At 60.8% G+C, this 13,176-nt stretch carries 12 protein-coding genes; 4 read left to right on the top strand and 8 right to left on the bottom strand.

All coding sequences use genetic code 11. The annotated features are described in order from the left end of the window. Positions 1–68: 68 nt before the first annotated feature. Genes V3390_RS05750 through hutU form a run of 4 tightly spaced genes read right to left on the bottom strand, consistent with a single transcriptional unit; the run spans position 69 to position 4,796 of the window. Positions 69–950: a DMT family transporter gene (locus V3390_RS05750; RefSeq protein ID WP_331703737.1), complete on the bottom strand. Its 882-nt coding sequence runs from the start codon at positions 948–950 to the stop codon at positions 69–71. Between the two features lie 8 nt (positions 951–958). Next, positions 959–2,338: an ATP-dependent RNA helicase DbpA gene (gene dbpA, locus V3390_RS05745; protein ID WP_331703736.1), complete on the bottom strand. Its 1,380-nt coding sequence runs from the start codon at positions 2,336–2,338 to the stop codon at positions 959–961. Next, positions 2,335–3,120, bottom strand: a complete 786-nt coding sequence (locus V3390_RS05740) for a TrmH family RNA methyltransferase (protein ID WP_331690083.1) — start codon at positions 3,118–3,120, stop codon at positions 2,335–2,337. The genes dbpA and V3390_RS05740 overlap by 4 nt, the downstream gene beginning before the upstream one ends. 8 nt (positions 3,121–3,128) lie before the next feature. Beyond that, the gene (hutU, locus tag V3390_RS05735; protein ID WP_331690084.1) at positions 3,129–4,796 is read right to left on the bottom strand and encodes a urocanate hydratase; all 1,668 of its coding nucleotides are present in this window, start codon (positions 4,794–4,796) and stop codon (positions 3,129–3,131) included. A gap of 96 nt (positions 4,797–4,892) precedes the next feature. Between hutU and V3390_RS05730 the strand changes: the two genes are divergently transcribed. Then, a complete protein-coding gene (locus V3390_RS05730; protein WP_331703735.1) occupies positions 4,893–6,137 on the top strand; it encodes an ectonucleotide pyrophosphatase/phosphodiesterase in 1,245 nt (414 codons plus the stop codon). On the opposite strand, the gene V3390_RS05725 is transcribed toward V3390_RS05730, so the two are convergent. Further along, positions 6,126–7,334: a formimidoylglutamate deiminase gene (locus tag V3390_RS05725; RefSeq protein WP_331703734.1), complete on the bottom strand. Its 1,209-nt coding sequence runs from the start codon at positions 7,332–7,334 to the stop codon at positions 6,126–6,128. The two genes, V3390_RS05730 and V3390_RS05725, sit on opposite strands and share 12 nt — an antisense overlap. Before the next feature lie 37 nt (positions 7,335–7,371). On the opposite strand from V3390_RS05725, the gene hutI reads away from it, so the two are divergent. After that, on the top strand, positions 7,372–8,625 hold the full coding sequence (gene hutI, locus V3390_RS05720; RefSeq protein WP_331703732.1) for an imidazolonepropionase: 1,254 nt from the start codon (positions 7,372–7,374) through the stop codon (positions 8,623–8,625). 12 nt (positions 8,626–8,637) lie between these two features. Continuing rightward, positions 8,638–9,786 carry a dipeptidase gene (locus V3390_RS05715; protein WP_331703731.1) on the top strand — a complete coding sequence of 383 codons (1,149 nt, stop codon included), beginning with the start codon at positions 8,638–8,640 and terminating at the stop codon, positions 9,784–9,786. 67 nt (positions 9,787–9,853) lie between these two features. On the opposite strand, the gene V3390_RS05710 is transcribed toward V3390_RS05715, so the two are convergent. Continuing rightward, positions 9,854–10,042, bottom strand: a complete 189-nt coding sequence (locus V3390_RS05710; protein ID WP_331690089.1) for a 30S ribosomal protein THX — start codon at positions 10,040–10,042, stop codon at positions 9,854–9,856. A gap of 77 nt (positions 10,043–10,119) precedes the next feature. Then, entirely contained in the window at positions 10,120–10,530 is a 411-nt protein-coding gene (locus tag V3390_RS05705; protein ID WP_331703730.1) for a MerC domain-containing protein, read from the bottom strand. 84 nt (positions 10,531–10,614) lie between these two features. On the opposite strand from V3390_RS05705, the gene V3390_RS05700 reads away from it, so the two are divergent. Next, a complete protein-coding gene (locus tag V3390_RS05700) occupies positions 10,615–12,687 on the top strand; it encodes a TonB-dependent receptor (RefSeq protein ID WP_331703729.1) in 2,073 nt (690 codons plus the stop codon). 10 nt (positions 12,688–12,697) lie between these two features. On the opposite strand, the gene V3390_RS05695 is transcribed toward V3390_RS05700, so the two are convergent. Then, positions 12,698–13,174 (bottom strand): transcriptional repressor, encoded by a 477-nt coding sequence (locus V3390_RS05695; RefSeq protein ID WP_331703728.1) that lies wholly within the window; start codon positions 13,172–13,174, stop codon positions 12,698–12,700. Positions 13,175–13,176 lie beyond the last annotated feature (2 nt).

Below are 13,176 nucleotides of genomic sequence, written 5' to 3'. Positions count from 1 at the left end.
GTTCTGTCTCTTCCAGATAAAAACGGGTGTCGATAACGACACCCGTTTTTTATTGCCTGCTGCGGAACCTACGCTTGCCGCTGACTGATGAACACGCTCAGCAGAATCATGCCGCAGGCCACCGCCATGCTCCAGGTTAAGGGCTCACGCAGAAAGATCCACGCCCAGGTCACGGCAAACAGCGGAATCAGATACGTCACCGTCGAAGCGCGCGAGGCCCCGATGCGGGCAATCAGTCGGTAATACAGCACAAAGGCAATGCCCGAGCACAGCAAACCCAACCCGATTGTGGACAGCCATGCCGTCTGACTGACCGCATGCTGCGGCCACTGCCAGAGGGCAAACGGTGCCAGCATGATTGCCGAACAGACCAAGGTGGCGCACGCCACTGCACCCGAGGGCAGATGCGAGAGATGTCGCTTGACCCAGTTGATGCCGAGGCCATACAGCGCTGCAGCCGTTACACCGGCAGCGACCGGCCAACCGAAGTGGGCCCCATCGGTCTTGCCGGATGCAAGCACGATGACACCGGCAAAGCCGAGCAGTAGCGCCAACATGCGTTTAAGCGTAGTGGACTGGCCAAAGAACAGCACGCCCGCCAGCGCCGTAAACAGCACGGTCATGGCATTGGCGATGGACGAGACACCGGCCGGGGCCCGCTCCGCCGCCCACGCAAACAGAGCAAATGGAATCGCGGTGTTCACGGCACCGATGCCGAACAGCTTGGGCCACAGCGTTGCGGGGAACTGTGCTCGGGCTTTGAGGAGAAACGGCAACAGCAGGGCGGCACCGAACAGGACCCTCAAAAAGGCCACCGGCAAGGCACCGAACTCCGGTGCTGAAATTCGCATAAACAGGAACGAAGCGCCCCAGATGGCACCGAGCAACAGCAGCTCGCCATTATCCAGCAGGCGGTTATCGGCGACGGGGGATGGATTCGTGGTAGCCATTGCGGTTCTCAGTCGAGGGAGGCGGCGCGGAACTTCCGGCCTTTGATCTTGCCGTTACGCAAGTAGTTCAATGCAGCCTGCGCCTGACCGCGACGAATCGCCACATACGAACGCGTGGCGCGGATCGCAATCTTGCCGATCGCTTCGGCCTTGAGTCCGCCCTCGCCTGTCAGCGTACCCAGGATATCGCCGGGGCGGAGCTTGTCCGACTTGCCGCCGTCGATGCGCAGCGTGCGCATGGGGGCAAACAGCTTCTCGGCATTGCTCAGACGCATGGAACGCAAGGTCTTAGGCTCAATGGGGGTACCGAGCAATGCCGCAATGGCACTCAGACGGTTGCCGTCGGTATCGCCCACCAAGGTAATGGCGTTGCCCTGCTTGCCCGCACGACCGGTGCGACCGACACGGTGGATATGCACCTCGGGTTCGAACGGCACATCGTAGTTGATCACCAGATCAACATGGCTCACATCGAGACCGCGGGCCGCGACATCGGTGGCGACGAGCACATTGGCCGATTCATTGGCAAATCGGATCAGGACTTCATCGCGATCGCGCTGTTCGTAATCGCCATGCAGAGCCAGCGCACTGAATCCGGCCGCATCCAACTGCTGCTGGACGGCATCACAGGCTTTGCGGGTATTGCAGAACACCACAGCCGCCTGCGGGCGTCGCTCGCGCAACACCTGGATCAGTGCCATGGCCTTTTCCGCATCGCGCACCTGGAAGAACTCGCTGCGAATATCGGCATGCGCGGCTTCACCGGCGGCCTGAATTCGCACGGCCTCCTGCATGTGCGTGCGCGCGATGGTCTCAAGTGCTTCGGGCATGGTGGCCGAGAACATGAGTGTCTGGCGCTGTTTGGGGACCTTTGCCAGGATCGCTTCGAGCGATTCGGTAAAGCCCATGTCGAGCATGCGATCGGCTTCATCGAGAACCAGGGTGCGCAGGTTCTGCAGATGCAAGGCACGCTTTTTCAGCAGATCGACAATGCGACCCGGCGTGCCGACGACCACGTGTGGATCGTGCACTGACAAAGAGCTCAGTTGCGGGCCCATTGGCATCCCGCCGGTCAGCAGCAGGACTTTGAGATTGGGCAGACGTACACCAAAGCGGCGAATCTGTGCGGCGACCTGATCGGCCAGCTCGCGCGTCGGACACAGGACCAGCGCTTGCGTCTGTATGCGTTCGGTTTGGATCTCGCGCAACAGACCCAGAGCAAACGCGGCGGTCTTGCCGCTGCCGGTAGGAGCCAGGGCCAGCACATCACGGTTTTCCAGAATCGGCGGTAGGGCCTGTTCCTGCACCGGCGTCATGTCCGTCAGACCGGCCAGCTCCACCGCTTCAAGTAGCGCGGCGGGCAAGGCCAGTTGGGTAAATGCAGTCATGATTTGAGTCCGTCCTGCTGTTGACGTCGTTGTCGTTCGAACAGACACACGGCTGCGGCAGCCGCCACGTTGAGTGACTCGATGCGATCGTTCATTGGTATGTGCAGGCGCACGTCCGCACGCTCCAGCAGCTCGGCGCTGACGCCACCGCCCTCTGCGCCGAAGGCGAGAATGCCTTCGGCAGGCAACCCGGCAGTGTACAGCGACGTAGCGCGTTCCAGAGTGGTGACTGCTAAGGAGGCCCGAGGCAAATCGGCAATGGTGACGTCTTCGATCAGATCGAGTACAAAGTGAGCGCCCATGGCGGCACGCAGCACCTTGGGCGACCAGACATCGGCGCAGCCTTTGCTCAGCCACACTTGACCGGTAGCGGTCGCCGCAGCCGTGCGCAGGATACTGCCTACGTTGCCGGGGTCCTGGACGTTCTCCAGATAAACCGCACCACGCGATGCATCCAAGGTCATGCGTTCCGGCCAATCAATCAAAGCCAGAAGGCCGGTCTGTGAAGGCATCTGTTCGATGGCATCAAACAGCTCTCCGCTCAAGGTCGTGACGCGCGAACCGGCTGCGACTGCAGTCTCGGCTAGTGCGCGCACCTCGGCGTCGGTCGAGCCATCGCGTAGGAACACATGCCGCAACGGAAACCGGGCCTGCAATGCCGCCTCAATCAGATGCGCGCCGGAAATCACGGCCTGTCGGGAACGCACACGCTCGCGATGCGTACCTGCCAGTTTGATCAGGTGCTTGACGACCGGGTTCTGCCGCGAGTGGATATAGTCCAAGGTCGTGCTCAGTCAATCATGGGCAAATCAAGGCCCATCTCGCGAGCGCAATCCTGCGCAATTTCGTAACCGGCATCGGCATGACGCATCACGCCCGTACCCGGATCATTCCACAGCACGCGCTCGATGCGACGATCGGCCGCCTCGGTGCCATCGCACACAATGACGACGCCGCTGTGCTGGCTGTAACCCATGCCGACACCGCCGCCGTGATGCAGCGAAACCCATGTAGCGCCACCGGCCACATTGAGCATGGCGTTGAGCAACGGCCAGTCGCTCACGGCATCGCTGCCGTCCATCATGGCCTCGGTTTCGCGGTTGGGCGAAGCGACCGAGCCACTGTCGAGGTGATCGCGACCGATCACGATCGGTGCCTTGAGCTCACCGTTACGCACCATTTCGTTGAAGGCCAGACCGAGCTTGTGACGCAGGCCCAGGCCCACCCAGCAAATACGCGCCGGCAGACCCTGGAACTTGATCCGTTCGCGCGCCATGTCCAACCAGCGATGCAGATGCGGATCGTCGGCAATGATTTCCTTGACCTTGGCATCGGTCTTGTAGATGTCTTCCGGATCGCCACTCAGTGCCACCCAACGGAACGGACCGATACCGCGGCAGAACAAGGGGCGCACATAGGCCGGCACAAAGCCCGGGAAATCAAAGGCGTTGCTCAGGCCTTCGTCCTGGGCCATTTGGCGAATGTTGTTGCCGTAGTCAAAGGTCGGAATGCCCTGCGCCTGAAAATCCAACATGGCTTGCACGTGAACCTTCATGGATTTTTTGGCAGCATCGCGCACGCGCTCGGGGTCGGTGCTTTGCAGTTCGAGCCATTGTTCGACAGTCCAGCCGATTGGCAGATAACCGTGCACCGGATCGTGCGCCGAGGTCTGATCGGTCACTGCATCGGGGCGCACGCCGCGACGCACGAGTTCCGGCAAAATTTCCGCAGCATTACCGAGCAAGGCAATCGACTTGGCCTCACCGGCAGCCGTGTATTTAGCGATGCGCGCCAGGGCATCGTCAAGATCGTCGGCTTGCTCATCGACATACTGCGTGCGCAGACGCATATCAATGGACTTTTGCTGACATTCGATATTGAGCGAGCATGCACCCGCCAAGGTTGCGGCCAAGGGTTGAGCGCCGCCCATGCCACCCAGACCTGCGGTCAGGATCCAGCGGCCCTTCAGATCGCCGTTGTAGTGCTGACGCCCCATCTCGACAAAGGTTTCATACGTACCCTGCACGATGCCTTGCGAGCCGATGTAGATCCACGAACCCGCCGTCATCTGGCCGTACATCATCAGGCCCTTGCGATCGAGTTCGTTGAAGTGTTCCCAGTTGGCCCATGCCGGCACCAGATTGGAGTTGGCGATCAGCACGCGCGGCGCATCGACATGCGTGGGGAAAATACCAACCGGCTTACCGGACTGCACCAGCAGCGTCTGATCATCTCGAAGGCCCTGCAGGCACTCGAGGATCGTGTCAAAGCTTTCCCAATCGCGAGCGGCACGACCGATACCGCCGTAGACCACCAAGGCTTGCGGATTTTCGGCCACATCCGGATCCAGATTGTTCTGGATCATGCGGTACGGAGCCTCGGTTAGCCAGGACTGGCAGCTGAGTTCGGTGCCATGCGGCGCCCTGATGATGCGGTCGGGATCAAAACGGGTGCCCATGCGTGCCAGTCTCTCTTTCTGTCGGGGAAGCCATATTGTGCCGCTTTCAGCCCTCGGTCTCAAACCCGCAACACAGCGGCGTTATTATTTACGGCTATGAACTCGATCCTACGCATGGCCGCGACGGCCGTTCTGACATTGGCGCTCGCCGCATGTGCGACTACGCCGGCTCCATCCACCGCACCGACTCCGGCCCATTCCGTGCTGCTGGTGTCCATTGACGGCTTCCGTCCCGACTACCTGGGCAAAGGCAATACGCCGAATCTCGATCGCGTGGCCGCCGCCGGTGTGCGCGCCGAGTGGATGAATCCTTCGTTCCCGTCGCTGACGTTCCCCAATCACTACACCCTGGTCACCGGCCTGCGTCCCGATCACCACGGCATCGTCCACAACAACATGAGCGATCCGGAGCTGGGCAAATTCTCGCTGAGCAAGCGCGAGGCCGTGCAGAATCCGCGCTGGTGGGGCGGAGAGCCGATTTGGGTTGGCGTACAAAAAGCCGGTTACCCGACGGCCGCCATGTTCTGGCCGGGCAGCGAAGCACCGATTCTCGGCGCGCACCCTACGCGCTGGCATGTATTTGATGCCAAGGTGACCAATACTCAACGCGTCAACACCGTCACCGGTTGGATGCGCGAGCCGATGAACACGCGTCCGCGTTTTGCCACCTTGTACTTTGACGAAGTCGATCACGAGGCCCATTCGTTCGGTCCGTTCTCGGAACAGGCCACCGGTGCCGTGCGTGCTGTGGATACCGCCATCGGCGATCTGTTTGCGCAAATGCAGCGCGATGGCAGTGCGGCCACGACCAACGTGATCATCGTGTCCGACCATGGCATGGCGCCGGTCACGCCTTCGCAACGAATCAATATTGCGGACATGGTGCCGACGGATTGGGTCGAAGTGGTTGCGGCCGGCCAAACCGTTGGCTTTAACCCCAAACAAGGCTATGAGGCGCAGGCCAGTCAGCGCCTGCTGGGCACGCATGAGCATTACACCTGCTGGGATAAGTCAAAGATTCCTGCCAAGTTTCACTACGGCAGCAATGCGCGGATTCCGGCCATTGTGTGTCTGATGCAAACCGGCTGGGATGCGTTATATCCGGATACCTTTGCCAAAGCTAAGGGCCAGACTCAGACGCGCGGTTCGCACGGTTTCGATCCGTATTCCGCTGACATGCGCGCCGCCTTTATTGCGATCGGCCCCGACATTGCGCAGGGTAAGGTCATCCCTGCCTTTGACAATGTCGATGTCTACCCGCTGATGATGCACCTACTCAAGGTGCCGGCAGCACCGAACGATGGCGATCTGGCTCCGGTGCGTGGCGTCTTACGCCAGTAAACGCTGCATCACTTGGCGGTAAGCGGCGAGAATCGGCTCGCCGCGCAGATGCCGACCCTCTTCGATAACGCGTGTGCCGTTCACCGTGACGTGACGGACAATGTTGGCGTTGCCGGAGAACACCCAGCGCTGCGCAAGATCTTGCGCCGTCGCACCGGTAAGGATGGCACTGTCACCATCGAGTTCCACAGTATCGGCTGCGAGTTCGTGCTCCGTATAGCCGGTGGCCGTTGCAGCCGACTCAGCCACTCCTTGCAGCAGCAACTGCGCATTCCGCGGCTCGGCATCGCTGCACAGCACCGTGCGCCGTTGTTTGGTGAGTCGCTGCGCATACTCGAGCCAGCGCAACTCCTCGATCGGTGAGACGGAGATGTGCGAATCCGAACCGATACCCCAACGTCCACCCTGCTCGAAATACTCGGCCGCAGCGAAGATGCCATCGCCGAGATTGGCCTCGGTCGTCGGACAGATTGCAACGGTGGCACGTGAAGCGGCCAGATCGCGGATCTCGCCTTCGTCCAGATGGGTGGCATGAACCAAGGTCCAGCGCGAATCGACCGGCATCTGATCCAGCAACCAACGCACCGGACGTGCGCCCAGGTGCTGCATGGCGCTGTCCACCTCGGCCGCTTGTTCGGCAATGTGGATGTGCAAGGGTGCCGTTGCAGGCAGCGCCTCGTAGATATCGCGCATGGCGTTAGCAGGCACGGCACGCAAGCTGTGGAACGCACATCCAAGTTGCGCGCCACGCCCCTGCAAGGCAAACCAGTCGCGCAGATACGACTCGGTGGTGTGACCAAAGCGCCGTTGACGTTCACTCAAAGGCGCGCCATCCATGCCCGCGGTCATGTACAACACCGGCAATAGGGTCAGGCGAATGCCGGTGTCCTGTGCCGCCTGCAGCAAGGCCTCTGACATGGCCAGCGAATTGGCATACGGGCGGCCATCGGGCCGGTGATGGACATAGTGAAACTCGCACACGGTGGTATATCCGGCCCGCAGCATCTCGACATACAGTTGCGAGGCGACGGCGTGCAGATCCTCGGGCGTGAAACGGGATGCCATGTGGTACATGGTCTCGCGCCAGGTCCAGAAGGAATCGGTCGGATGCAGTCGGCGCTCGGCCAATCCGGCCATGGCGCGCTGAAACGCATGCGAGTGCAGATTGGCGATACCGCGCTGTGAAATCGTGCTCATGATTTATTGTCGCCTGATCTGCCAGTAGAATCGAGTGATGACCGAGACTGCGCAACCCCTTTGGGATGAACTCATCATTGGCCCGACGGTGGTCACCCTGACGGAAAGTGCCGATTATGGCTGCATTCCCGACGGCGCCATCGGCATTCTAGATGGGGTGCTGACCTACGTCGGACCCGCCGCCGACTTGCCGGCAAGCCCTGACCGTCTGGCCCACCACGTTGTATATGCCGAAGGCACCCTGACGCCCGGACTGATCGACTGCCATACCCATCTGGTGTTCGGCGGCAACCGCGCCAACGAGTTTGCCATGCGTCTCAATGGCGCCAGCTACGAGGAAATCGCCCGTGCCGGCGGCGGTATCCGCTCCTCGGTCCGCAATACGCGTGGCGCCGATGCCGATCACTTGCTCGCCGAATCCCTGCCCCGCGCGCTGGACTTGCTGCACGATGGCGTCACCACGCTCGAGATCAAATCGGGTTACGGGCTGGACCTGGACACCGAGCGACGCATGCTGCAAACAGCGCGGCAAATTGGCGCGTTGACCGCACAAACCGTTCACACCACCTATCTTGCGGCCCATGCGCTACCGCCCGAGTTCGACAACGATGCGGATGCCTATATCCAACGGGTGACCGAATGGCTGCCCATTCTGCATGCCGAGGGACTGGTCGATGCCGTTGATGCCTTTTGCGAAGGCATCGGCTTTTCACCCGAGCAGACTCGTCGCGTGTTCGAAGCCGCACAAGCTTTGGGCCTACCGGTCAAACTGCATGCCGATCAGTTGAGTGACCTGCACGGCGCCGAGCTGGTTACGCAGTTCAGTGGCCTATCCGCCGATCACCTTGAATACACCAATGACGAGGGCCTGATGGCGATGGCCCGCACGGGAACTGTAGCGGTGCTGCTGCCGGGTGCTTACCATGTCCTGCGTGAAACCAAACAGCCACCGATTGCGCGCATGCGCGAGCTCGGTGTGCGCATGGCCGTCTCCACAGACTGCAACCCCGGCACCTCGCCGTTGCTGTCTTTGCGCGTGGCAATGCAGTTGGCCACCACCCACTTCCGTATGACGCCACTGGAGGCGCTGCAAGGCGCTACTGTGCACGCAGCGGCGGCACTGGGACTCAGCGATCGCGGCCAGCTCAAACCGGGCCTGCGCGCCGATCTGGCCTTGTGGACAGTGCAACATCCCGATGAACTCACCTACTGGCTCGGCGGCAATCTGCTGCAGAATTTGTGGCTGGCCGGACACTCTCTGCAACGACGCGAACGCGCGCCCCGACTCTAGGACCTCGCTCTGATGTTTCCCGCACTGTTAATGGCCGCATTGGCCGCCACTCCGGTCGGCATGCCCCCGGTAGTCGATACGCACATCGATGCGCCTTCGCTACAGGTCCGCGAATGGAAGGATCTGCTGAACACTACCGATCGCGACTTCGATGCGCCGGCCGCAACCAAAGGCGGATTGAAGGTTGGATTCATGTCCATCTACACATCTCCGACGCAGGACGAACAGGGCACGGCCAATGCGTCTGCGCATCAGCAGATTGACGCGATGGAAGCACTCGCCTACCGCGCACCCGATCGCTTCGTGGTGCTGCGCTCAGCGCGCGATTACGACCCCAACGACAAACGCATCGCACTCACCTTTGGCATGGAAAATGCAGCGCCAATCGGTGATCGCCTCGATTTGCTCAAGGTGTTTCGCGATCGCGGCGTGAGTTACATCACGCTGGCCCACTCGGCTAATAATCGCCTCGCCGATTCTTCGTATGCGGTGGATCGCAAGTGGAACGGTCTAAGTCCGTTCGGCAAGCAAGTCGTCGATTCCATGAATCGCCTGGGCATCATGGTCGATGTATCGCATGTCAGCGATCAGGCGGCGCTGCAGGCCATCGCCTTGAGCCGTGCACCGGTGATCGCCAGTCACTCGGCCTTCCGCCATTTCACGCCGGGTTTTGAGCGCAACGTGAGCGACGAGATTGCCAAAGCCATCGCAGCCAAGGGCGGCGTGGTGCAAGTCACGTTCGGCACGCAATTCGTCAATCGCAAGGATGCCTTGGGTTTGCGCGATTACTTCATTGAGTTAAAGAAATTCAAAGACGGCGTGGTTGCCGATCTGGCCGCAGGACGCAAGCCGCCAAAAACCGAGGCGGAGTTCGATCGCGAATGGGATGCGGTGCATCCTTACAGTCCTGCTACCGTGCGCGAAGTGGCCGATCACATTGTTTACGGCATCGGTCTGATTGGCGCCGATCATATCGGCATCGGCAGCGATTTCGACGGCGTCGGCGAGGCCTTGCCCACAGACCTTCGCACCGTGGCCGACTACCCTAAGCTTGCAAACGAATTGCGTCGCCGCGGCATCAGCGACGCCGATATCGCCAAGGTCATGGGCGACAATCTGCTGCGGGTCTGGCGACAGGTCGATCAGTTGCGTAGCGAATAAAAAAAGGCCCGCAATCATTGCGGGCCTTTTTTATGTTGACGGGATCGCCCTCAACCGGTGAACCGTATTACTCGGCCGACTTGGCGGCCTTGGTCACGGTCTTCTTGGCTACCGTCTTAGTGGTCTTAGCGGCTTTCTTAGCCGGTGCTGCCGGAGCGGCTGCAACTGCTACGGCGGGTACGCCGCGGCCACGGGCATTGCCGTAGCTGGAGTTGTAACGCTTGCCCTTGGCGGTCTTGCGGTCGCCCTTACCCATGATCAACTTCTCCTAAATCAAATGCTTGCAGCGCGCGAAGGCGGCGCCAAATTAGTCCAATAGGATACCACGGGTGCTCAGTGGCTGCAGGTGGCGTCGTGGATATGGCCGTGATTCTGACGCAGAGCCATAAGATGGCCCAGGGCAATCAGGACGCCGCCGCCGGTCATCAGCACCGCATGGCGTAGCATGTGGTCGTGGATGAAGGGCACCAAGATGCCAATCCACAGCAGCGCGACGCCCGGAATCAGCAGACCTTTGGCACGAACATGGCCATGCCGCCGGTTCGACAGCCACATCGACAATGCTGCCAATAAAGTGGCAACCACCGCAAAGATCCATTCAATCGTACGGCTGGCCAGCAGGCTGACGCCCAGTCCGGGCAGCATGGCGATGGCAATCGGTAGCGCCGCGCAGTGCAGTGCACAGGTCAGAGACCCGGTGGCACCGAGGCGGTCGATCCAGCGATTGGAATAACGAAAGTTCACGGCTAGGCCATTAGTTGGATTGTTATATTGTAACATTGATATATTATTACAGTCCAAGCATGAACGATTAATTGGAGTTTGTCGATGTCCTTGTCCCGCCATCCCCTGTCCTTGGCTTGCACCGCCGTGTTGCTATGCGGTCTCGCACCCGCGCTGAGCAAGGCCCAGGACACCCAACATACCGATCCGCATACCCACTCTGCGGCACCGGTCCATGTGGGTAAGGTGACGGTCCGCGCTTCGGCACTGAAGACGGCGGTCGAGGATCTGACCCAGCCGGTTACCGTACTGACCGCTGAGCGTCTCGATCAGGTCAAGGCCAACTCCCTGGGTGAAACGGTCTCCGGAGTGCCCGGCGTGCAGTCGGCTTCGTTCGGTCCCGGTGTCGGTCGTCCGGTCATCCGCGGCATGGACGGGTCGCGCGTGCAGGTGCTGAGCAACGGCATGGGCATTGGCGATGTGTCGGCAGTCTCCGGCGACCATGCCGTGGCAGTCGAGCCGTTCCTGGCCGATCAGATCGAAGTGCTGAAAGGCGCCGCCACGCTGATGTATGGCGGTGGCTCGGTCGGCGGTGCGGTCAACGTGAGCGACGGTCGCATCCCGGAACACGCATCCGGCGACCCGCTGAGTGGCCGCTCGGAATTCCGTTACAACTCCGCCAGCCGTGAGCGCACCGGCATGTTGCGTCTGGATGGCACGGGCCTGGATGGCCACCTGGCCATTCACGCCGATGCGATCATCCGTAATGCGGACGATCTGCGCATTCCGGGATACGCCGATCTCCATGGCGCTGAGGATGAAGATGCGGTCGCCGGCATTTTGCCCAACACCGCTTTGCATACGCGCAGCGGCGCTCTCGGCCTGTCGTGGATCGGATCGCGCGGCTTTGCGGGCATGTCGGCGTCTCAATTCCATACCGAATACGGCATCCCTGAGGGTGCTCACACACACGGCCATGAGGGCGAAGAGGAATACGCGGAAGAAGCCGGCGTTCGCATTGTCATGAATCAGCAGCGCCACGATGCGAAAGCGTCCATTGAACGCATCGGACCGTTTGCGTCCATTCGCCCGCAGTTCTCCAACAGCCGTTACGAGCACACCGAATGGGAAGGCGATCAGATCGGCACCACCTTCCACAATCGCACTCGCGAAGCCCGTAGCGATTTTCTGTTCAAGCCTTGGGGACGTTGGACGCAAGCCGTTGGTGTGACCTTTGGCGATGAGCATCAGGATGCGATTGGCGACGAGGCGTTTATTCCTTCGACGCATGTGCGTTCCAGTGCCCTATACGGATTCGGGACCGGACAATTCGGCGCGTGGACCGTCGAAGCCGGCGCCCGCCTGGGTCGCACCGAGTTGCAGCTGCGCGATGTGTCCTCCGCAGATCGCCGTATGGATACCGTATCCGCCGCGCTCTCGGCGCGTTATGCATTGACCCCCAACTGGAGCGTGTCCGGTGGCTTGGATCATGCCGAACGCGCTCCGGGTGTCGAGGAATTGCATGCCTACGGCGCGCACGTCGCGACGCAGACGTTTGAGATCGGCGATCCCAACTTGGATATAGAAAAGGCCCTACGCGGTGAGCTGGGACTGAAATACCAGAGCCGCAAGCTACGCGGTAATGTCTCGGTCTATCGCGCGCGCTTCGATCAGTTTACCTATCTGCATGAAACCGGCAATGAGGTCGAAGGCCTCACCGAGCGCCGCTGGCAACAGGCCCCGGCAACATTCACGGGTGTCGATGCCGAGTTGTTCTGGACTATGGCCGATAACGACAACGGCCGTTGGGAATGGCGCCTGTTCGGCGATACCGTGCGCGCAAAACTGACTGACGGCGCCAACTTGCCGCGGATCTCTCCCGCGCGCATCGGTAGCGAATGGAACTGGAATCTCAACGACTGGCGTGCAGGCCTGACTGCGATGCGCGTTGCTGCCGCACGCAATCTTGCACCGGGCGAGACTCCCACCAAGGGCTACACACTCGTCAATGCACACTTGAGCTGGCATCACGACGTGCGCGATGGCGTCGGTCTGGAACTGTTTGCAGATGCCACTAACCTGCTCGATCAGGAAATCCGCAATGCCACTTCGATCCTGAAGGATTCGGCGCCGCAAGCCGGTCGCGGCATTGCTGTCGGCGTGCGTACGTACTTTTAATTAGCGTCGTTTACTGCGCGCTGCGACACGCGGCGCACAGTCCATGCAGTTCCAGCACCTGCTCGCGCACCTGAAAACCGGCAGTGGCTGCATCGGTCTGTAATTGACGGACCCACAACGGCTGTTCCATCTCCTGCACGGATTTGCACTGATCGCAAATCAGGAAGGGTGTGGCGTGCGCCTCACCACCGGGGTGATGACAGGCAATGTATGCATTGACCGATTCCAGCCGATGCACGAAGCCATGCTCAATCAGGAACTCAAGGGAGCGGTACACGGTGGGGGGTGCCGCACTGGCGTGCTCCAGGCGCAGCTGCTCCAGCAAGTCGTACGCCTTAAGCGGCTTCTCGGACTGCGCAATGTGCTGCAGTACCCAGCGACGCGGTGGCGTCAGTTTCAGACCCTTAGCCTTACATGCCCCCTCGACGGCGAGGACAAAGGCCTCGCTGTCGCCGACATGATGGTGAGGGTCCGAACAGTGCGTCATCG

This window comes from Aquilutibacter rugosus (genome assembly GCF_036541335.1).
Taxonomy (GTDB): Bacteria; Pseudomonadota; Gammaproteobacteria; order Xanthomonadales; family Xanthomonadaceae; genus Aquilutibacter; species Aquilutibacter rugosus.
Note: the sequence above shows the minus strand (reverse complement) of the source record. Positions and strands in the feature narration are given on the sequence as shown.

Bases quoted from the DNA above. Each gene is read 5' to 3' on its own strand.
- V3390_RS05725 (WP_331703734.1), bottom strand. From the start codon at position 7,334: ATGAGCACGATTTCACAGCGCGGTATCGCCAATCTGCACTCGCATGCG.
- dbpA (WP_331703736.1), bottom strand. From the start codon at position 2,338: ATGACTGCATTTACCCAACTGGCCTTGCCCGCCGCGCTACTTGAAGCG.
- hutI (WP_331703732.1), top strand. From the start codon at position 7,372: ATGACCGAGACTGCGCAACCCCTTTGGGATGAACTCATCATTGGCCCG.
- V3390_RS05710 (WP_331690089.1), bottom strand. From the start codon at position 10,042: ATGGGTAAGGGCGACCGCAAGACCGCCAAGGGCAAGCGTTACAACTCC.
- V3390_RS05715 (WP_331703731.1), top strand. From the start codon at position 8,638: ATGTTTCCCGCACTGTTAATGGCCGCATTGGCCGCCACTCCGGTCGGC.
- V3390_RS05695 (WP_331703728.1), bottom strand. From the start codon at position 13,174: ATGACGCACTGTTCGGACCCTCACCATCATGTCGGCGACAGCGAGGCC.
- V3390_RS05750 (WP_331703737.1), bottom strand. From the start codon at position 950: ATGGCTACCACGAATCCATCCCCCGTCGCCGATAACCGCCTGCTGGAT.
- hutU (WP_331690084.1), bottom strand. From the start codon at position 4,796: ATGGGCACCCGTTTTGATCCCGACCGCATCATCAGGGCGCCGCATGGC.
- V3390_RS05730 (WP_331703735.1), top strand. From the start codon at position 4,893: ATGAACTCGATCCTACGCATGGCCGCGACGGCCGTTCTGACATTGGCG.
- V3390_RS05700 (WP_331703729.1), top strand. From the start codon at position 10,615: ATGTCCTTGTCCCGCCATCCCCTGTCCTTGGCTTGCACCGCCGTGTTG.